Annotated in this window: 19 protein-coding genes; 10 read left to right on the forward strand and 9 right to left on the reverse strand. The window is 62.6% G+C overall.

Annotated elements, in window-relative coordinates:
* Positions 1 to 124: 124 nt before the first annotated feature.
* From AC3WLP_RS24630 to rpoE, 4 genes are all read right to left on the reverse strand, one after another.
* Positions 125 to 1,528, reverse strand: a complete 1,404-nt coding sequence (locus tag AC3WLP_RS24630) for a DegQ family serine endoprotease (protein WP_014859165.1) — start codon at positions 1,526 to 1,528, stop codon at positions 125 to 127.
* Positions 1,529 to 1,733: 205 nt separating this feature from the next.
* The gene (locus AC3WLP_RS24635) at positions 1,734 to 2,699 is read right to left on the reverse strand and encodes a MucB/RseB C-terminal domain-containing protein (protein WP_012053605.1); all 966 of its coding nucleotides are present in this window, start codon (positions 2,697 to 2,699) and stop codon (positions 1,734 to 1,736) included.
* A 12-nt stretch (positions 2,700 to 2,711) separates the two neighbouring features.
* Positions 2,712 to 3,302 (reverse strand): sigma-E factor negative regulatory protein, encoded by a 591-nt coding sequence (locus AC3WLP_RS24640; protein WP_003252050.1) that lies wholly within the window; start codon positions 3,300 to 3,302, stop codon positions 2,712 to 2,714.
* A gap of 33 nt (positions 3,303 to 3,335) precedes the next feature.
* The gene (gene rpoE, locus AC3WLP_RS24645; protein WP_003252049.1) at positions 3,336 to 3,917 is read right to left on the reverse strand and encodes an RNA polymerase sigma factor RpoE/AlgU; all 582 of its coding nucleotides are present in this window, start codon (positions 3,915 to 3,917) and stop codon (positions 3,336 to 3,338) included.
* 435 nt (positions 3,918 to 4,352) lie between these two features.
* Here rpoE and nadB point away from each other — a divergent pair, with 435 nt between their 5' ends.
* Positions 4,353 to 5,957 (forward strand): L-aspartate oxidase, encoded by a 1,605-nt coding sequence (nadB, locus tag AC3WLP_RS24650; protein ID WP_003252045.1) that lies wholly within the window; start codon positions 4,353 to 4,355, stop codon positions 5,955 to 5,957.
* A 122-nt stretch (positions 5,958 to 6,079) separates the two neighbouring features.
* Here nadB and AC3WLP_RS24655 read toward each other — a convergent pair whose 3' ends face one another.
* Both AC3WLP_RS24655 and AC3WLP_RS24660 read right to left on the reverse strand, forming a co-directional pair.
* Positions 6,080 to 6,538 (reverse strand): protein YgfX, encoded by a 459-nt coding sequence (locus AC3WLP_RS24655; RefSeq protein WP_088513342.1) that lies wholly within the window; start codon positions 6,536 to 6,538, stop codon positions 6,080 to 6,082.
* Entirely contained in the window at positions 6,522 to 6,776 is a 255-nt protein-coding gene (locus AC3WLP_RS24660) for an FAD assembly factor SdhE (protein WP_003252043.1), read from the reverse strand. Before AC3WLP_RS24660 ends, AC3WLP_RS24655 begins: the two co-directional genes overlap by 17 nt.
* 133 nt (positions 6,777 to 6,909) lie before the next feature.
* Between AC3WLP_RS24660 and ygfZ the strand changes: the two genes are divergently transcribed.
* Both ygfZ and AC3WLP_RS24670 read left to right on the forward strand, forming a co-directional pair.
* A complete protein-coding gene (ygfZ, locus tag AC3WLP_RS24665) occupies positions 6,910 to 7,851 on the forward strand; it encodes a CAF17-like 4Fe-4S cluster assembly/insertion protein YgfZ (RefSeq protein ID WP_004575166.1) in 942 nt (313 codons plus the stop codon).
* Positions 7,852 to 7,906: 55 nt separating this feature from the next.
* On the forward strand, positions 7,907 to 8,713 hold the full coding sequence (locus AC3WLP_RS24670) for an HDOD domain-containing protein (protein WP_004575165.1): 807 nt from the start codon (positions 7,907 to 7,909) through the stop codon (positions 8,711 to 8,713).
* 65 nt (positions 8,714 to 8,778) lie between these two features.
* Here the strand turns inward: AC3WLP_RS24670 and AC3WLP_RS24675 are convergent, their stop codons facing one another.
* Both AC3WLP_RS24675 and AC3WLP_RS24680 read right to left on the reverse strand, forming a co-directional pair.
* Positions 8,779 to 10,158 carry a sensor histidine kinase gene (locus AC3WLP_RS24675; RefSeq protein ID WP_012053609.1) on the reverse strand — a complete coding sequence of 460 codons (1,380 nt, stop codon included), beginning with the start codon at positions 10,156 to 10,158 and terminating at the stop codon, positions 8,779 to 8,781.
* Positions 10,151 to 10,822, reverse strand: a complete 672-nt coding sequence (locus AC3WLP_RS24680) for a response regulator (RefSeq protein WP_003252029.1) — start codon at positions 10,820 to 10,822, stop codon at positions 10,151 to 10,153. Before AC3WLP_RS24680 ends, AC3WLP_RS24675 begins: the two co-directional genes overlap by 8 nt.
* Before the next feature lie 200 nt (positions 10,823 to 11,022).
* On the opposite strand from AC3WLP_RS24680, the gene AC3WLP_RS24685 reads away from it, so the two are divergent.
* From AC3WLP_RS24685 to AC3WLP_RS24710, 6 genes are all read left to right on the forward strand, one after another.
* Positions 11,023 to 12,312: an OprD family porin gene (locus AC3WLP_RS24685; RefSeq protein ID WP_003252026.1), complete on the forward strand. Its 1,290-nt coding sequence runs from the start codon at positions 11,023 to 11,025 to the stop codon at positions 12,310 to 12,312.
* A 46-nt stretch (positions 12,313 to 12,358) separates the two neighbouring features.
* On the forward strand, positions 12,359 to 13,339 hold the full coding sequence (locus AC3WLP_RS24690) for a Bug family tripartite tricarboxylate transporter substrate binding protein (protein ID WP_003252023.1): 981 nt from the start codon (positions 12,359 to 12,361) through the stop codon (positions 13,337 to 13,339).
* A 199-nt stretch (positions 13,340 to 13,538) separates the two neighbouring features.
* The gene (locus AC3WLP_RS24695) at positions 13,539 to 13,997 is read left to right on the forward strand and encodes a tripartite tricarboxylate transporter TctB family protein (RefSeq protein ID WP_014859157.1); all 459 of its coding nucleotides are present in this window, start codon (positions 13,539 to 13,541) and stop codon (positions 13,995 to 13,997) included.
* 1 nt (position 13,998) lies between these two features.
* Positions 13,999 to 15,513, forward strand: coding sequence for a tripartite tricarboxylate transporter permease (locus tag AC3WLP_RS24700; RefSeq protein WP_019752457.1), 1,515 nt, complete (start codon positions 13,999 to 14,001; stop codon positions 15,511 to 15,513).
* Entirely contained in the window at positions 15,506 to 16,561 is a 1,056-nt protein-coding gene (locus AC3WLP_RS24705) for an AbrB family transcriptional regulator (RefSeq protein WP_103340278.1), read from the forward strand. The genes AC3WLP_RS24700 and AC3WLP_RS24705 overlap by 8 nt, the downstream gene beginning before the upstream one ends.
* A 90-nt stretch (positions 16,562 to 16,651) precedes the next feature.
* Positions 16,652 to 18,334, forward strand: a complete 1,683-nt coding sequence (locus tag AC3WLP_RS24710) for a bifunctional metallophosphatase/5'-nucleotidase (protein WP_088513341.1) — start codon at positions 16,652 to 16,654, stop codon at positions 18,332 to 18,334.
* Between the two features lie 26 nt (positions 18,335 to 18,360).
* Here the strand turns inward: AC3WLP_RS24710 and ung are convergent, their stop codons facing one another.
* A complete protein-coding gene (gene ung, locus AC3WLP_RS24715) occupies positions 18,361 to 19,053 on the reverse strand; it encodes a uracil-DNA glycosylase (protein WP_003252014.1) in 693 nt (230 codons plus the stop codon).
* 126 nt (positions 19,054 to 19,179) lie between these two features.
* Here ung and dspII point away from each other — a divergent pair, with 126 nt between their 5' ends.
* A complete protein-coding gene (gene dspII, locus AC3WLP_RS24720) occupies positions 19,180 to 20,286 on the forward strand; it encodes an enoyl-CoA hydratase/isomerase DspII (RefSeq protein ID WP_012053615.1) in 1,107 nt (368 codons plus the stop codon).
* Positions 20,287 to 20,362: the final 76 nt, after the last annotated feature.

A 20,362-nucleotide genomic window follows, 5' to 3' on the forward strand; every position in this document is an offset into this window, starting at 1 on the left:
TGTACCTTAAGCTGCTGGGTTATGGGAGATTCCTCTGTCCGACTGTACACAGCAATCATTCCGGCAATTGTGAAGATTCATGAAAAAGGGCAGCCGAAGCTGCCCTTTCGCCTTGCGAAACCGCTTATTCAGCAAGCTTGAAGGTGATGAAGCTGGCGCGGCCCTGACGCAGCACGCGCATCGACACAGATCGGTTCTTCGGCAGTTCCTTGGCGATTTCGGTGAATTCCTTCGCCGAACCGATAGCCTGGTTGTTCAGATGGCTGATGACATCACCCGGGCGCAAGCCGATCATGGCTGCCGGGCCATCCTGCACTTCCTTGATGACCACGCCACCTTTGAGCTCCAGGGACTTTTTCTGCTCGGCGGTCAGGTCGGCGACCGATACACCCAGGCGGTTGCTGCTGCGCTCGGCGCCGCCTTCGGTGCCAGCGCCAATCTCAACGTCGTCATCCGGCAGCGCGCCGACGCTGATGTCCAGGTTCTGGCGCTTGCCATTGCGGATGATTTCCAGCTTGGCCTTCTCGCCATCCTTGAGGCCGCCAACCAGGTGCGGCAGATCGGCCGACATGACGATTGGCTGGCCGTTCATGCTGAGGATCACGTCGCCCACCTGCAGGCCGCCTTTGGCTGCCGGGCCGTTTTCCAGCACCTGGGCCACCAGGGCGCCCGCCGGTTTGTCCAGGCCGAACGATTCAGCCAGGTCCTTGTTGACCTCCTGAATCACTACGCCCAGCCAGCCGCGGCTGACCTTGCCGTCTTTCTTCAGCTGGTTGGAGACATCAATCGCCACGTCAATCGGGATGGCGAACGACAGCCCCATGAAACCGCCAGAACGGGTGAAGATCTGCGAGTTGATACCCACCACTTCGCCTTTCATGTTGAACAGGGGGCCGCCGGAGTTACCCGGGTTGATGGCCACGTCGGTCTGGATGAACGGTACGTAGGTGTCATTGGGCAGGGTCCGGCCCTTGGCGCTGACGATACCTTTGGTCACCGAATGGTCGAAGCCGAACGGTGAACCGATGGCCAGTACCCACTCGCCCACCTTGAGCTTCTCGGAGTCACCCAGTTTCACCGTTGGCAAATTCTTGCCATCGACCTTCAGCAGCGCCACGTCAGTACGCGGGTCGGTACCCACCAGCTTGGCCTGCAGCTCGCTACGGTCCGACAGGCGGACGATGATCTCGTCGGCATCGGCCACCACATGGTTATTGGTGAGCACGTAGCCATCACTGGAGATGATGAAACCCGAGCCCAGCGACTGCGCCTCGCGCTGGCGGTCGCCGCGCGGCGAGCGCGGCTGCTGGGGCATGTTGCGCTCGAAGAACTCGCGGAACATCGGCGGCAGGCCTTCCAGGTCCGGCATCTGGCCTGCGGCGATTCGGCGGTCAGGCAGCTTCTGCTTGGTACTGATGTTGACCACCGCCGGCGAAGCCTGCTCCACCAGGGTGGTGAAGTCCGGCAGGGCTTCCTCGGCCTGGGCGGTGAGGACTTGGCCGAGCATCAGCACAGCAGCGAACATCATTAGGTAGGATTTCAAGCGTGGTATTGACATACGACTCCCGTCACAACGAGCGGTAGTTTGGAAAGACCCCTGCACAACGCAGAAAGGCCAGGCTCTTCAAAGCCTGACCTATAGAAAATTTGCCGATGGATTGCAAATGACAATGCTTTAATTTCATTTCAGCCGTATACCCGCCCACCTTGGCTCGGCACGCAAAAGCGCGCCATTACTGGCGCGCCTGGGCATCCTGGGGGCGCATCGACAGGGCAACGCGCTCTGCCGTACCCAGCGGAATTTCGCCAACCACGGTCACCATCACTTTGCCCTTGGGTGTATTCAGGCGACGCGAGACTGCCGAAGTCGGGCCTAACTGGGTGCGCATGTCGGTGCCGCCATCATCGCTCACTTGCTCGATGAACACCGAAAAACGCGCCAGGCCGTCGTCATACATCAAGCTGCTGACCGAACTGTTGCGCTTGGGATCGCGGCGTACCGAGCTGTTGACCAGCTCGAAACCGGGTGGCAGCCAGTCCGAACGCCAACCCGCGACGGTATCATTGCTGCCGGCAGCCACATGCTGCACCGGCTTGCAGCCAGCACCTGGGCGCAGGTCAGCGTCGCTGGGGACATCATCGGTATCGAGACGGGTCATCTGGAAGCGTTCCAGCAACTGCCCCTTGTCGTTGAGCATCAACGAACGCAGCGGCAAACCCGAGTGACGGTCCAGATGCAATTCGAATGCATAGCGATGCTGGTCGCGTGGCGTGAGCGCAATGATCACGGCATCGCGCCCGGCGACCCGTGACTTGCCTGCAACACTCAAATCGTACCAGCCCATCAGTTTCAGCGGATCAAGCACACGCGGTGCGGTATCCGGCGGCACCGTGACACCGCTGGCCAAGGCCCCGCTGACGCACTGCACCTTGCCATCTACGCGCACGATCTCCTGGGCGGCGCCATCAAGCTGCAACAGCCGCTCGCTGACCTTGCCGTCGTCGACCCTGTGCCAGATGTCGTGGGAGGAGAAACTGCCGTTGCGTTCGTAGACGAACGACCCTTGATAGCTCTGTTTTTGCTCGGCCTGTGCCAGCTTGTTCAGCCATTCACTCGCCTCAGGCGAAGAATTGGCCGCCAATGCTGGCACCGTCATGCAGCTGCCAATCAGCAGCGACAGGAGAGGTAGCGCGCGCATGATCCTCCTTACTTAACGGTTTTCCAGGCTGGCGGCGCGGGCATACGGCAATGCGGTTTCAGTGCCCTTGAGCGCAGATTCCTGGGCATGCTGGCGCAGGTAGCCTGGCAGACGCTGATCCCAGCCGGCCTGGTTCTGCAGCACGCCATTGGCCATCGGCCCGGTCGGTTGCTCACTGCTCTCACTATAGCCTGCCAAAACGGCCGGGCCTTGCGCTTGTGGCACACTCAGGCCCTGCTGGACAGGCTGCTGGGCAGCAAGCTCTGCACCCGTGATCTCGTCCTGGTTGTACATACGCACACCCGCCAGCACTGCCACGGTAACCGAGGCGGCAACCGCCAGGCGACCAATGCTGCGCCAAGGGCCTTTCTTGACCTTGGCTGGCACGGCTTCGTCGGCCAGCGCAGCGGACACCGCCGAGGCGATATCCAGGTTAGGCAGCAGCAGCTCCTTGTGCATGGCTGCTCGGGCAACCTGGTAACGCGACCAGGTGGCACGGGTTTCGGCGTCGTCGACGGCGTTCAACACCCGACGCAGTTCCAATTCATCCGCTTCGTTATCCATCACCGCGGACAGCGATTCCTGCAAAGCTTCACGACTCATGGCGGTTCCTCTCTTGGCGCTGTCGCCGCTGTCTCAGGTTTCCTGCAACAACGGCTGCAGGGCTTTATCTATGGCCTCCCGAGCGCGGAAGATTCGAGAGCGCACGGTACCCACCGGACATTGCATGACACTGGCAATGTCTTCGTAACTCAGCCCGTCGAACTCGCGTAGCGTCAATGCCGTACGCAGGTCTTCGGGCAGTTGCTGGATGGTGCGATGGACAGTGCCTTCGATTTCATCCCGCAACAACGAGCGCTCTGGGGACTCGAGATCCTTGAGACCATGATCGCCGTCGTAAAACTCCGCATCCTCGGAGCTCACATCACTGTCTGGCGGCCGTCTTCCACGGGACACCAGGTAATTCTTCGCCGTGTTGATGGCGATGCGGTACAGCCACGTATAAAACGCACTGTCGCCGCGGAAGTTGCCAAGCGCACGGTAGGCCTTGATGAAGGCTTCCTGTGCTACATCCTGGGCCTCGTGGGTATCGTGGACAAACCGCACGATCAACCCGAGAATCTTGTGCTGATACTTCAGCACCAACAGATCGAAAGCTCGCCTGTCGCCGCGCTGAACGCGCTCGACAAGCTGCTGATCCTCTTCCTGGGTTAGCATGAACACTCCTCAGTGAACTCGAAGGAGCGTTGCATCAGCCATCGCTCAGGCTTGCAAACATAGACTCGGGCTTTGCGCAAAAGTTCTCCCCTCCAAGCAAGTTTCCTGCAGCCCTTGGTCGGCTTGCACGGAAGACGCGGCGCGGTCACGGCCGGCTACGTCGATAATCAGGTTTCAAATACGCAGGGGTAAAGCCCGGAAAGGCCTGCCGCCCTGCGTCGCCGCGGCAAATTGTGGCGTACGGGCAGCCTTCATAGGATTTCCGGCCATGTCGGAAAGTTCCCACAAAGGTCGTCGCAACCTGGCAGGTAGCATGGAAATTGGCCACCCGGGGCTGCTATAAAGGCATCCCGACACGTTTAACGATAGTTTCACAATGCCATCCGCGCGTGACCATTGTGCCGTGCCCCTCCTAAAGATTACTAGTGTCCCGACATGAGCCAACAATTCCAACATGATGTCCTGGTGATCGGCAGCGGTGCCGCCGGTCTCAGCCTGGCACTTAACCTCCCCAGCCACCTTCGCGTTGCCGTATTGAGCAAGGGCGACCTGTCCAACGGCTCGACCTTCTGGGCCCAGGGTGGCGTCGCTGCAGTGCTGGACAATACCGATACTGTGCAGTCGCATGTCGAGGACACCCTCAATGCCGGCGGCGGGCTGTGCCATGAAGACGCCGTGCGCTTTACCGTCGAGCACAGCCGCGAAGCGATCCAGTGGCTGATCGAGCAAGGCGTGCCCTTCACCCGCGATGAGCACTACAGCGTCGACGATGGCGGTTTCGAGTTCCACCTCACCCGTGAAGGGGGCCATAGCCACCGGCGCATCATCCATGCCGCCGACGCTACCGGCGCGGCAATTTTCACCACGCTGCTGGAACAGGCTCGCCAGCGCCCGAACATCCAGCTGCTGGAACAGCGGGTGGCGGTCGACCTGATCACTGAACGCCGCCTGGGCCTGCCCGGCGAACGCTGCCTGGGCGCCTACGTGCTCGACCGCAACACCGGCGAGGTGGACACTTTCGGCGCGCGCTTCACCGTGCTGGCCACGGGCGGTGCGGCCAAGGTCTACCTCTATACCAGCAACCCCGATGGTGCCTGCGGTGACGGTATCGCCATGGCTTGGCGGGCCGGCTGCCGAGTGGCGAACCTGGAATTCAACCAGTTCCACCCGACCTGCCTGTATCACCCGCAGGCCAAGAGTTTCCTGATCACCGAAGCCCTGCGCGGCGAGGGCGCCCTGCTGCGCCTGCCCAACGGCGAACGCTTCATGCCACGCTTCGACCCACGCGAAGAGCTGGCCCCACGGGACATCGTGGCCCGCGCCATCGACCACGAGATGAAGCGCCTGGGCGTGGACTGCGTATACCTGGACATCACTCACAAGCCTGCAGATTTCATCAAGAGCCACTTCCCCACCGTGTACGAGCGCTGCCTGGCCTTTGGCATCGATATCACCCGTCAGCCGATCCCGGTGGTGCCTGCGGCGCATTACACCTGCGGCGGGGTGATGGTCGACGACTGCGGCCACACCGATGTGCCTGGCTTGTATGCCATCGGCGAAACCAGTTTCACCGGCCTGCACGGCGCCAACCGTATGGCCAGCAACTCGCTGTTGGAATGTTTCGTATACGGTCGCGCCGCCGCTGCCGACATCCAGGCGCACCTGGAGCAAGTGGACATGCCCAAGGCCCTGCCCGGCTGGGACGCCAGCCAGGTGACCGACTCGGACGAGGACGTGATCATTGCGCACAACTGGGACGAACTGCGGCGCTTCATGTGGGACTACGTCGGCATCGTGCGCACCAGCAAGCGCCTGCAGCGGGCCCAGCACCGCATTCGCCTGCTGCTGGATGAAATCGACGAGTTCTACAGCAACTACAAGGTCAGCCGTGACCTGATCGAGCTGCGCAACCTGGCGCAAGTGGCCGAATTGATGATCCTGTCCGCCATGCAGCGCAAGGAAAGCCGTGGGTTGCATTACACACTGGATTATCCAGGGATGCTGGACGAGGCCAAGGACACCATCCTCAGCCCGCTCTGAAAACGGCGTCGCGGCCTTCGCGGGCTCGCCCCCCCCCTGCCACAGGAATTTGACTGCCTTGCAGCATTGCGCAGTACCTGTGGGAGCGGGCGAGCCCGCGAAGAAGCTGACCCGGTCTCGATCTATGCCTGGCTCACTTCGGCCCAGCGCCGCCGGCTGAACTTCAACCGCACCCGCAATCGCCGATGCTCATCCGGCCCCAGCGCATCCCCCGGTACGCACTGGCTCTGCCCCAACCACCGCCCCGCCCGCTCAAAGCGCAACACCACCAGCCCAGGCAAAGCCACACTATCCCGGCACAAGCGCACTGACTGCCACCCACAGGCACGGCTGAACACCTGCCAGCCCCGCACATCACGGCGCAGGCCGACAACCGCATGCTCATGGGTCAACAGGATACGTCGGGGGATGGCCCAGCCAGCGTGGGCCGTGCAGGCGGCGACAACCGAAAAGGTCAGCCACCCGGGCAGCGGGCTCGCCCACACGGCAAGCCACGCCAGTACCTGACAAGCCAGGTAGGCCACCAGCAGCAGGCGCGAGCCATGCCAGCGGCACTCGAAGCACTCACTTGGGCTGGACACGGTCCAGAATGATGCGGACCATACGCTGCAGTTCCGGGTCTTCGGACTCGGTGCGCTCCATGAACCAGCCGAACATGTCCTGATCCTCGCAGCTCAAGAGACGCACGTACAGTTCACGGTCGGTCTCATTGAGGGTGGGGTAGACTTCCTGGGTGAAAGGCACCAGCAGTACGTCCAGTTCCAGCATGCCGCGGCGGCTGTGCCAGAAAAGCCGGTTGAGTTCAGTTTGTTCGACCATGGGGCCCTCCTCGAATGGGCCGCCAGTATACAGCCCGGCGCGCGAAGCGACACCGGGCGTTGGTCTAGTCACCTACCTATTTTGTTACCGGCGTTCTATGATGGCCGCCAGTCTTTAGCCACCGCGATGACCCATGGCCGATTCCGCTTTCTTCTGCCCCCTGTCCCACGAGGGCATCCTCGCCGTCCGCGGCTCCGATGCAGGCAAGTTCCTGCAAGGCCAGCTGACCTGCAACATCAACTACCTCAGCCAGGAACACGCCAGCCTCGGCGCCCGCTGCATGGTCAAGGGGCGCATGCAGTCGAGCTTCCGCATAGTGCCCGAGGGCAACGGCTACTTGCTGGCCATGGCCAGCGAACTGCTCGACGCGCAACTGGCCGACCTGAAAAAGTACGCCGTGTTCTCCAAGGCCACGCTGACCGACGAAAGCACCGCATGGGCACGCTTCGGCCTGCAAGATGGCGACACCGCGCTGCAGGCGCTGGGGCTTGTCGTGCCCGCAGCCGCTGGTAGCACCGTGCGCCATGACGGGCTGATCGCGATCGCCGTGTCCGCCGGCCGGGTTGAGCTGTGGGTGCCGGCGGCTGACGCCGAGCCTGTACGCCAGGCCCTCGCCGCAGCGCTGCCCGAAGGCACGCTCAACGACTGGCTGCTGGGCCAGATTCGCGCAGGTATCGGCCAGGTCATGGGCCCGACCCGTGAACTGTTCATCCCGCAGATGATCAACCTGCAGGCCGTCGACGGCGTCAGTTTCAAGAAAGGCTGCTACACCGGCCAGGAAATCGTCGCCCGCATGCAGTACCTGGGCAAACTCAAGCGCCGCCAGTACCGCCTGGCTCTGGACCAGCAGGCCATTCCGGCCCCGGGCGCCGAGATCTTCTCGCCCACCCATGGGTCGTCGGTCGGTGAAGTGGTCATTGCTGCCGGCAACGGCGCCGGCTGCGAACTGCTCGCAGTGCTGAGCGCCGAGGCGGTGGAAGACGGCAACCTGCACCTGGGCAGCCTCGAAGGCCCGCGCCTGCAGGTGCTGACCCTGCCTTACGAACTGGACCGCGACCGGGAAATCCAGCGCTGACCAGCCTGCCCCACCCCTGTGGCGGGGCCGCACCACCACTGCGGTAGACATGCCCATGAACAAGCTGGCCGAGTTGGTTCAAGCACAATTGCTCGACGCCATCGAAAAGGATGACCTGGTCCTGCCAACCCTGCCCGAGGTTGCCTTGAGCATCCGCGAAGCAGCGGAAGACAACGAGATCAGCGTAGCGGCCCTGAGCAAGGTGATCGGCCGCGACGCGGCCCTTTCAGCGCGCCTGATCAAGGTCGTCAACAGCCCACTGCTGCGTGCTGCGGTCGAGGTGACCGACCTGCATACCGCCATCACGCGGCTAGGCATCAACTACAGCTGCAACCTGGCCATCGGCCTGGTGATCGAGCAGATTTTCCATGCCCGCTCGCCGGCAGTCGAGCAGAAACTGCGCGATATCTGGGCCAGTAGCCTGGAAGTGGCGGGCATCAGCTACGAAATCTGCCGTCGCTTTACACCTCTGAAGCCTGACCAGGCCACCTTGGGTGGGCTGGTCAACCAGATTGGCGCGCTGCCGGTACTCATCTATGCCGAAGAGCACAACGAACTGTTGTCCGACCCGGTTTGCCTGCATTACGTGATCGAGCAACTCCAGCCGGTGCTGGGGGACAAGATCCTCAAGGCCTGGGAGTTTCCGGAGCAGTTGGTCAACCTGCCGAGCCAGGTTCATGACCTGGACCGCCAGACTGACAAGATCGATTACATCGACATCGTGCAGATCGCCCGCTGCATCAGTCAGCGCGGGCGCCACCGGCCATTGGCTGCGCTGCCGGCTTACCGCCATCTGGGTCTGCCGTTCGGCACCGAGCTGGAGGTCGATGAACTGCTAGAGGCGCGGAGCATGTTGCGCTGAGCTGTAACAGCCTGCCTGGGCCCTTTCGCAGGTGAGCCCGCGAAAGGGTCGACACAGGCAAACCCTCAATCCGCAATAAAACTCACCCGCACCCGCAACCCGCCCTTCTCGCCATCATGCAGGCTCACCTGCGCCAGGTGCGCCCGACAGATCTCGCCAACGATCGCCAGCCCTAGTCCACTGCCCTGCGCACTTCGCCGGTAGAAACGCTCGAACACCCGTTCGCGCTCGGCCTCGGGAATACCTGGCCCGTCGTCTTCCACTTCCAGCACCGCCGGCGCCATTACCCGCAAAATCACATTGCCACCCGCTGGCGTATGCGCCAAGGCATTGTCCACCAGGTTGCTCAACAACTCGTTGAGCAATGTCGGCTCCCCCTTCAGCCACACCGGCGCCTCGGCCTCCAGCGCCAACGCCACCCCGCGCTTGTGCGCCAAAGGCGCCATGGCCATGCCCAATTCGCGGGCCAGCTGGCTCAAATCCAGACGCTGCGCACCGCCCTCGGCAATGGCCCGTGCGCCATTCTCGACCCGCGCCAACGACAGTAGCTGGTTGGCCAGGTGGGTCAGCCTGTCGGTGCCCTGGGCTGCAGACTCCAAGGTCTGCCGCCACTCCTGTGGCTCGGCCGAGCGCAAGCCCAGCTCGACACGTGCCTTCAACGCCGCCAGCGGCGTTCGCAGTTCGTGGGCCGCGTCGGCAATGAACTGCGCCTGGCGCTCGAACTGGCCGCGCAAGCGCTCGGTAAAGTGGTTCAAGGCGCGCACCAGCGGGCCCAGCTCGCGCTGTACCTGTACCACCGGCAACGCTCGCAAGTCGTCCGGCTGACGTTCCTCCACCGCTGTGCGCAGGCGCTCCAACGGCCGCAACGCGGCACTCACGGCAAACCACACCATCACCAACGCCCCCAGTGCCAGCATGCCCAGGCGCAGCAAGGTATCGGCCATCAACCCTCGGGCCATACGCACCCGCGCTTCCTCGGTTTCGGCTACGCGGATTTCTGCCATGCCGTTCATGTTCGGCTCGCTGACCGGCTTCAGCAGGCTGACCACACGAACGTCCTGGCCCAGGTAAGTGGCGTTGTAGAACCGTGCCAATGCCGGATAGTCGTCGGTGCGCGGCGTGCCAGGCGGCGGTGGCGGCAGGTTCTCGTAGCCAGAAATCAGCCTTTGCTGGATATCCAGCACCTGATAGTAAATGCGCCCCGCACTGTCATAGGCGAACGTGTCCAGCGCCACGTAAGGCACATCCGCGCTCAACGAACCATCGCGCTGCGACAGGCCCGCGGCGATGGTTCTCGCCGAAGCCAGCAGGGTGCGGTCGTAGGCGGTGTCGGCGGCCTCGCGGCCATTCCAGTAGGCGCTAAGGCCGCTGGCCAGCATCAGCACCACCAGCAACAGCGCCAAATTACCCAGCAAGCGCCCGCGCAGGCTGCCGTTGTCACGCATCGCGGTGCTCAAGCAAATAACCCAGACCACGGAACGTGACGATGGCTACGGGGTGCCCGTCGAGCTTCTTGCGCAGGCGGTGAATGTAGATTTCGATGGCGTCAGGGCTGGCTTCTTCGTCCAGGCCAAACACCTGGGCAGCCAGCTGCTCCTTGCTCATCACCCGACCCGGGCGGGCGATCAGCGCTTGCAGCACACTCTGCTCGCGTGAGGTCAGCGTCAGGTTGTCATCACCGAGGGTGAAGCGCCGGGTGTCCAGGTCATACACCAACGGCCCACAGCGTTGCTGTCGCTCGCCACCGAGCACACTGCGGCGCAGCAAGGCCTTGACCCGCGCTTCCAGCTCGGTCAGCTCAAACGGCTTGGCCAGATAATCGTCGGCGCCCAGGTTCAGGCCATGGACCCGGTCCTTGACGTCGCTGCGCGCAGTCAGCATCAGCACTGGCAAGGTTTTGCCACGGCCTCGCAAGCGCGCCAGTACCTCAAAGCCGTCCATGCGCGGCAGGCCGACATCCAACACGGCCACGGCGTATTCCTCACTGGCCAGCGCCAAGTCGGCAGCCACGCCGTCATGCAGCACATCTACGGTCAGGCCATGGCTTTTCAAGGCCAGGGCCACGCTTTCGGCCAGTTGCAGGTGGTCTTCGACCAGTAGCACACGCATCGGATTCTCCCGGCTCGGGTGGGGCGGTGGCGCGGAGTGTACCGCTGTCACCACGCCTGTGAAGCCCCTCGTGACAAACCTTTCACGCTGAAAGGTTAGCGAAAGGTTCGTTGCCTAGCATCGCACCACGGTCGCCCTTCGCGCCGAAAAAAGCACCAGCAAGGTGCAACGAATAAGAACAATAAACGGAGTCATCGACGATGCTGTCATTGCAGCCGCAGGCGTTCGCGCCTACCCGTTCCTTTGCCGCACGCCCCTCAGCCATCGCCAGCGCCCTCGCGCTTGCCGGTGTCGCCCCGATGAGCCAGGCCGCCTTCTTCGAAGACAGCACGGCCACCTTCGAAACCCGCAACATGTACTTCAACCGCGACTTCCGCGACGGCACCAGCGCGCAGCAATCCAAGCGCGATGAATGGGCCCAGGGCTTCATCCTCAATTTCGAGTCTGGCTACACCGATGGCACCGTGGGCTTTGGCCTGGACGCATTGGGCATGCTCGGCATCAAGCTCGACTCCAGCCCCGACCGTACCGACAGCGGCCTGCTGCCGACCCACGATGACGGCAAGGCTGCCGACGAATACTCCAAGCTGGGCCTGACCGGCAAGGTGAAGATCTCCCAGACTGAACTCAAGATCGGCACCCTGATCCCCGAACTGCCGACCCTGCAGCCCAACGACGGGCGTATCCTGCCGCAAACCTTCGAGGGCGGCCTGCTCACCTCCAAAGAAATCAAGGGCCTGACCTTCACCGGTGGCCGCCTGGACAAGGCCAAGGACCGCAACGACACCAACTGGGAAGACCTGGCGCTGAACAACAAGAACGGCCGCTTCGGTGGCAGCTTCAGCGCTGACAACCTGGCCCTGGGCGGGCTCGACTACCAGTTCACCGACCGCATCACCGGCAGCTACCACTTCGCCCAGCTCGACGATATTTACCGCCAGCACTTCATCGGCATGGTCGCCACCCAGCCATGGGGCCCGGGCACCTTGGGTGCCGACCTGCGCCTTGCCATCAGCGACGACGCCGGTGCAGCCAAGGCCGGCAACATCGACAACACCACCGTCAACGGCATGCTCAGCTATGCCCTGGGCGGGCACAAGGTCAGCGCCGCCTGGCAGCAGCTGTCTGGCGAAAGTGCCTTCCCGTATGTGGATGGCGCCGACCCGTACCTGGTCAACTTCGTCCAGATCAACGACTTCGCCGGTGCCGACGAACGCTCCTGGCAGGCGCGCTACGACTACAACTTCGCCGCGCTCGGCGTACCGGGCCTGACCTTCATGACCCGTTACATCAGCGGTGACAACGTCAGCCGTGCTGCCGGTGGCGAAGGCAAAGAGTGGGAACGCAACACCGAACTGAAGTACGTGGTACAAAGCGGCCCGTTGAAGAACGTCGCCGTGCGCCTGCGCAACGCCACCTTCCGCTCCAACTTCGCCCGTGACGCGGATGAAGTGAGGCTGTTGGTCAGCTACAGCGTGGCGCTGTGGTAACCCCATAGCGGTAATCCAATAACAACAACGCTCACGGAGATCGACGATGACCTTTTCACTGCGCCGCCTCGTCCTCGCTACCGGCTGCCTGCTGTTGGCCGGCAACGCCCTCGCTGCAGAACCGAAACGCCCCGAATGCATCGCACCCGCCTCCCCTGGCGGTGGCTTCGACCTGACCTGCAAGCTGGTGCAAAGCGCACTGGTACAAGAAAAAATCCTCAGCAAGCCGATGCGCGTCACCTACATGCCCGGCGGTGTCGGCGCGGTCGCGTACAACGCCGTGGTCGCCCAGCGCCCGGCAGACGCCGGCACGCTGGTGGCCTGGTCCAGCGGCTCGCTGCTTAACCTGGCCCAGGGCAAGTTCGGCCGTTTCGACGAAAACGCGGTGAAATGGCTGGCTGCCGTCGGCACCAGCTACGGTGCCATCGCAGTGAAGAGCGACTCGCCCTACAAGACACTTGATGACCTGGTCGCAGCGCTGAAGAAAGACCCGAGCAAGGTCGTGATCGGTTCCGGCGGTACCGTCGGCAGCCAGGACTGGATGCAGACCGCGTTGATCGCCAAGGCCGCAGGCATAAACCCGCGCGACCTGCGCTACGTGGCCCTGGAGGGCGGCGGCGAAATCGCCACGGCATTGCTGGGCGGCCATATCCAGGTCGGTTCTACCGACATTTCCGACTCCATGCCGCACATCCAGAGCGGCAACATGCGCATCCTCGCGGTGTTCTCTGAAAACCGCCTGGACGAGCCGGAAATGAAAGACATCCCTACTGCCAAGGAGCAGGGCTACGACATCGTCTGGCCGGTGGTGCGCGGTTTCTACCTGGGGCCAAAAGTGAGCGACGAGGACTACGCCTGGTGGAAGGCCTCGTTCGACAAGATGCTGGCCTCCGAGGACTTCGCCAAGCTGCGAGACCAGCGCGAGCTGTTCCCGTTCGCCATGACCGGCGAAGAGCTGGACGGCTATGTGAAGAAGCAAGTGGCTGACTACAAGGCACTGGCCAAGGAATTCGGCCTGATCCAGTAAGCCTGTCGGACTCACCACCACCCCTGTGGGAGCGGCCTTGTGTCGCGATCGGGCGCGAAGCGGCCCCTGGCACAGCCGATACGATGCTTCGGACAGATCGCATCGGCAGGTTTAGCGGCCGCTTCGCGCCCGATCGCGACGCAAGGCCGCTCCCACAGGATGTGCATCTCACTTGAGCAATCCCAACGAGGATTCCCCAATGATCCTTCAACGCATTTTCGCCCTGGCTCTGCTAGTGGTGTGTGCCGCCCTGGCCGTGATGGCCTGGCCCTATCAGGCTGCATTTTCCTATGAACCGGTGGGCCCGCGCGCTTACCCGTTGTTAGTGCTAGGCCTGATGGGGCTGGGCCTGCTGTACCTGTTGTTCCGCCCAACGCCCATCGTGCGCAAGGATGACGAACCGGAACTGGACCGCGAGACCCTGATCAAGATCACCGCCTGTGTCGGCCTGCTGATCGTCTTCGCCGCCACTTTTGAAGCGCTCGGCTTCATCCTCAGCGCCATCCTGGTCGGCCTGCCCATGGCTCGGCTGTACGGTGGCCGCTGGCTGCAAAGCGCCATTGTGGTGGCCGGCATGAGCATTTTCCTCTACTGGCTGTTCGACCGTGTGATGGACGTGCCACTGCCCCTTGGCCTGCTGAGCGTACTGGAGAACTGACATGGATACCTTGAGCTACCTGGGCCAGGGCTTCGGCATTGCCCTGTCCCCTTACAACCTGGTCACCGCCCTCTCCGGCACCTTGATCGGCACCGTGGTCGGCCTGCTGCCGGGCCTGGGCCCGATCAATGGCGTGGCCCTGCTGATCCCCATCGCCTTTGCCCTCGGCCTGCCGCCGGAATCGGCGCTGATCCTGCTGGCCGCGGTGTACCTGGGCTGCGAATATGGCGGGCGTATCAGCTCGATCCTGCTGAACATCCCGGGCGAAGCCTCGACCGTGATGACAACCCTGGACGGCTACCCGATGGCTCGCCAAGGACTGGCAGGCGTCGCGCTGTCGCTGTCGGCCTGGAGTTCGTTCATCGGCGCCTTCATTGCCACCTGCGGCATGGTGCTGTTCGCCCCGCTGCTGGCGAAATGGGCCATCGCCTTCGGCCCGGCGGAGTACTTTGTGCTGATGGTGTTCGCCATCGTCGCGCTGGGTGGCATGGCCGGTGACAAACCACTGAAAACCTTCATTGCCGCTCTCATCGGCCTGTTTCTGTCGGCGGTCGGCATCGACGCCAACAGCGGCGTGTACCGCTTCACCGGTGACAGCGTGCACCTGGCCGACGGTATTCAGTTCGTGGTGCTCGTGCTGGGCCTGTTCTCCGTCAGCGAAATCCTCCTGCTGCTGGAAAAGACCCACCATGGCCACCAGGCGGTCAAGGCTACCGGCCGCATGCTGTTCAACTTCAAGGAAGCGGCCTCGGTGTTCCTGGTCAACATCCGTTGCGGCCTGCTCGGTTTCATCATGGGTGTTCTACCCGGCGCCGGCGCAACGCTGGCCAGCGCCGTGGCCTACATGACCGAGAAACGCATGGCCGGGGAAAGCGGCAAGTTCGGCAAAGGCGATGCCCGTGGCCTGGCAGCGCCGGAAACGGCCATTGGTGCGTCCTGCTGTGGCGCCCTGGTCCCGATGCTGACCCTGGGCGTACCGGGCTCTGGCACCACGGCTGTGATGATCGGCGCCCTGACCCTGTACAACATCACCCCTGGCCCACTGCTGTTCGAACAGCAGCCAGATATCGTCTGGGGCCTGATCGCCTCGCTGTTCGTCGCCAACATCATGCTGGTGATCCTCAACATCCCGATGATCCGCATCTTCACCCGCATCCTCGCCGTGCCAAACTGGGCGCTGGTGCCGGTGATCGCCATCATCACCGCGATCGGTGTGTACGCCGTGCATGCCACTACCTTCGACCTGTTCCTCATGGTCGGTATCGGCATCATGGGCTACATCCTGCGCAAGCTGGACTTCCCTCTGTCGCCGATTCTGCTGGGCTTCATCCTCGGCGGGCTGATGGAGCAAAACCTGCGTCGGGCGCTGTCGATCTCCAACGGTGAACTGGGCATCCTCTGGTCCAGCCCGATCAGCATGGGCGTCTGGGCGCTGGTAGTGCTGATGCTCGCCCTGCCGCTGCTGCGCATCTGGCGCAAACGCAGCCTGCAGCGCCGGGCCCTGGCCGATGCCTGATCGGTCGTTGCCATTGTTCGTCGCGACCGGGCTGGTCGGGCTTGCTGGCGGTTTTGCCGCCAGCATGGTCGGCTGGCCTTTGCCATGGATGGTCGGTTCATTGCTGGCGATCATCCTGGTGCGCTGCCTGACGCGTTGGCAGCTGTCGGAAATCCCCAACGGCCGCAAGTGCGGGCAGTGGATCATCGGCATCGGTATTGGCCTGCACTTCACCCCTGCAGTGATCGAGCAGGTGGCCAGTCATTTTGCGCTGATCTGCTTCGGTGCGTTGTTCACCACCCTGTCCAGCGTGATCAGCGTATGGCTGCTGCGGCGAACCGGCGAAGACCGCGCCACCGCGTTCTTTGCCAGCATGCCAGGCGGTTCGGGAGAGATGGTCAACCTTGGGGCGCGCAATGGCGCGGTGCTCAGCCAGGTGGCGGCAGCGCAGAGCCTGCGTGTACTGGCAGTGGTGCTGTGCGTGCCAGCGCTGTTCAAGTTTCTGCTGGGTGACGGGGTACCACTGAACCACACCGGTAGCGTGAGCTGGGGCTGGCTGGCGTTGATTGCGCCCTTGGGCGTTGCCGTTGCCTTGCTCTGGCAGCGCTTGCGCCAGCCCAACCCATGGCTGTTCGGGCCATTGCTGGTCGCGGCTACGGTCAGCCTGGCCGGCAACCTGCAGATCGCCCTGCCCAACGGCGCCAGCCAGATCGGCCAGTGGCTCATCGGCAGCGGCCTGGCCTGCCACTTCAACCGCGCGTTCTTCCGCCGCGCACCGTCGTTCCTGGGGCGCACCTTGATGGCCACGGCGTTGTGCATGGCGATTGCCGGCAGTGCCGCGTGGGTGCTGAGCATGATGACTGCACTGGACTTGCGTTCGCTGACACTGGGGATGATGCCTGGCGGGATCGCCGAAATGAGCCTCACGGCCGAAACGTTGCAATTGTCAGTGCCGCTGGTGACGGCACTGCAGGTGATGCGCCTGATCTTGGTGTTGTTTCTGGCAGAACCGCTTTTCCGGTTGTGGGACAACAGGTATTCAAGCTGCAAGCCCCCTGAAGATAGATAGTTACCACTTGCCCAATGCCCGGGTGAATAGAGTCGGATTGCTGCCCTGATCGCCAGCAAACCCACACTTCCCGGCATTCAAGAGGTAATGATGAAAGTCCGTCTTTCTTGCAACTATCGCTCGGCTATTGCCTGGGCATGCCTTGCCATCAGCGCAGGCAGCTTTGCCGCAGAGTCACCTGCCCCCGTCCAGATCAACGTCGTGGCTATCAATGATCTTCACGGCTACCTGGAACCCAACCCCCAGGACTACGCCGGCGCGCAAGGCGCTACCCGCCTGACCTACGGCGGCATCGCCACACTCGGCGCCATGCTCGATGAACTGCGAACGCAGGACCCCGATCTGCTGTTCATCGGGGCTGGCGACTTGATAGGGGGCAGCCCCGCCATTTCTGCGCTGTGGGCTGACGAGCCTGTGCTTGAGGCCTTGAACGCGATGGGCATGATTGTCAGCGCATCCGGGAACCACGAACTGGATGCAGGCAAGGCCGAGTTTCTTCGTCAGATCCACGGAGGATGCGAGTCAACGCGCCCTGAAAAGGCCTGCACGTTCCGCGGCAATTATCCAGGAAGTGGCTTCCCTTACATAGCGTCCAACCTGATCGATACCACCACGGGCGAGCGCTTGCTACCGGCCTATCACATTCAAGAGGTGAAAGGGGTCAAGATAGCGTTCGTCGGTGCCGTGCCACGCAACATGGAAAAAGTGGTCTCGGCCAGCGCATTCGCAGGGCTCAAAGCCACAGATGAAGCGCAAGCCATCAATGACGTGATTCCGGAGCTCAAGGCCAAAGGCGTCAATGCAATCATTGCGGTCATGCACCAAGGAGGGGATACCGTCGAGCCGTTCGACACGCAGGATTGCAGCCAGCTGAGTGGCGCGGTCGTCGACGTGGCGAAGCGGCTGGATCCTGCGGTAGATGCTGTCATCAGCGGTCACTCGCATGCCAGCTATCAATGCAAGGTGGGTGACCTGAGCATCACTCAGGCTGGCAAATACGGCCACTTCCTGACTCAGTTGCAGTTGCAGGTAACGCCAGGCACCCATCACGTCACAAACATCACCGCCCGCAATATTCCTGCTGACCCACAGAACTACCTGCCGAATGCCAAGTTGACGAGTTTGCTGGAGGAAGTGCGTCAGCGGTCCGGGGAAAAATTGCTCGAACCCATAGGACGCATCTCGACGGCAGAACTTGACCGCAAAGAAAATGCCGCCGGTGAAACAACCTTGGGGAACCTGGTCACGGATGCCCAATTGGCCATGACCCAGGCGTTTCAGACACAAGTTGCCTTTCTCAACCTGGGTGGGCTGCGCAGTGATCTTATCCAGCCTGCCGATAGCGACCTGACCTACGAACAATTATTCGCCGTACAACCGTTCAATAACCCGTTGGTGGTTCAGGAACTGACAGGCAAGCAGATTACCGAACTGCTCAACCTTCAATGGAACAGGGGCAGTTTCAATCCGCTGCAAGTATCGAAGGGTTTTCATTATGAGTGGGATGGTTCACGGCCTGTCGGCAGCCGTGTCGTCGAGGGCAGTGTGCGTCTTCACGGCAAACCCGTTGAGCCGTTGACCCATTATCGCGTCGTCAGCAACCTGTTCCTGGCCGATGGTGGCGGTGGCTTGGCCACTTTCAAAGAAGGAAGGCGACGCCAGGACACCGGCATCTCCGACCTGGAAGCCTTGGTGGCGTATGTGCGCCAGAACCATGAGCGGGGTATTGCTATTGGCCAGCGCAGCGAGCCGCGCATCAGCATGACGCCCTGAGCGATTGCGTACCCCACCCCGGTTTCTCACAGCGGGGGCAGTGCCCAGTCGATGGGCCCGAGCCCCCGCTGCTCGAGGAAGCTGTTGGTACGGCTGAAATGCCCGCAACCGATGAACCCGCGATACGCCGACAGCGGCGAAGGATGGACCGACTTCAGTACCAGGTGCTTGGTACCGTCGATCAGCTTCTGCTTGCTCTGTGCGTGCGCCCCCCATAGCAGGAATACCACGTTCGGGCATTGCTCACTGACCACTTGAATGATCCGGTCGGTAAACAATTCCCAGCCTTTCTTGGCATGCGACGCGGCATTGGCGCGCTCGACGGTCATCGTCGTGTTGAGCAACAGAACGCCTTGTTCTGCCCAGCTCTGGAGGTAGCCGTGGCTGGGGATCGGGATGTTCAGGTCGCGCTGCAGCTCCTTGTAGATATTGACCAGCGACGGCGGCGTGGCCACGCCCGGTTGCACCGAGAAGCACAAGCCATGGGCCTGCCCCGGCCCGTGATACGGGTCCTGACCGAGGATGACCACCTTCACCTGGTCCAGCGGTGTCGAATTGAGCGCATTGAAGATCAGCGGCCCTGGCGGGTAGATTTCCTTGCCAGCAGCGTACTCGCCACGCAGAAATTCGCGCAGCTGGTGCATGTAAGGCTGGTCGAATTCACCGCGCAATGCGGCCTTCCAGCTGGGTTCGAGTTTGATGCGATCGTCGTCAGTCATGGGGCCTTCCATAAACAATGGCGCGACACTAGGTAAGCCCTTCGCGCTTGTCAAACGATCCGACCGACGACCGGCATGATTGGCCAGGCAAGCCATACTTGGGCGATGACTTGCGAGAGGTAGTCCATGACCATTCACTGCGAGGTACTCACCGGCGTCGATGGCGCCCGCATCGGCATCGCCACCCTGGATGCGCCCAAGGCGCTCAACGCCCTGAACCTGCCAATGATCGAGGTGCTGGGCGAACAACTGCATGCCTGGGCCCGCGACCCGGGTATCGTCTGCGTGCTGCTGCGCGGCAACGGGGCGAAAGCCTTTTGCGCAGGCGGCGATGTCCGTGCGCTGGCGCAAGCCTGCCGCGACCACCCCGGCAGTGTCCCACCGCTGGCGGCCTCCTTCTTCGCCGCCGAATACCGCCTGGACTTTGCCCTGCACACCTACCCCAAACCGTTGCTGTGCTGGGGCCATGGGCATGTGCTGGGTGGCGGCATGGGGCTGCTGCAAGGCGCCAATGTACGTATCGTCACACCCAGCAGCCGGCTGGCCATGCCGGAAATCAGCATCGGCCTGTACCCAGACGTAGGCGCCAGTTGGTTCCTGGCCCGGCTGCCGGGCAAGCTGGGTTTGTTCTTCGGCCTGACCGGTGCGCCGATCAATGCCCGCGATGCCCTTGACCTGGGCCTGGCTGACCGTTTTCTGGGCGAGCACCAGCAAGAGGCCTTGATCGAGGAGTTGGTACAACTCAACTGGCAGGAGCAGACCGCCATACAACTGAACAGCTTGCTCAAGGCCGAGCAGCATCGTGCCTGCGCCGAGCTGCCTGATGCCCAGTGGCTGCCACGACGGCATGAGATCGATCAGTTACTCGACGTGGCGGATGCGGCTTCAGCCTGGCGCGCGCTGGAAAGGCTCAAGCAGCATGACGACCCATTGCTGGCAGATGCCGGCCAACGCTTGCATGAGGGTTGCCCGCTGACCGCGCATCTGGTCTGGGAGCAGATCCGCCGGGCGCGGTACCTGTCGTTGGCGCAAGTGTTCCAGATGGAATACAGCATGAGCCTGAACTGTTGCCGCCACCCTGAGTTCAGTGAAGGCGTGCGTGCTCGCCTACTGGACAAAGACAACCAGCCGCGCTGGCACTGGCCTGATGTGGCGCAAGTGCCGGCGGCGGTAGTCGAGGCGCATTTTGCCAAGGCGTGGGAAGGACGGCACCCATTGGCGGATGTGGGTTAGTCTGCTGATGGGGGGCTGCTTTTCAGCCCCCGCCTCCGCTCAGCTAGCGCTGCCAGTTTCCTCCTCGCCCCTGCCC

The organism is Pseudomonas sp. FW305-E2, assembly GCF_058782925.1.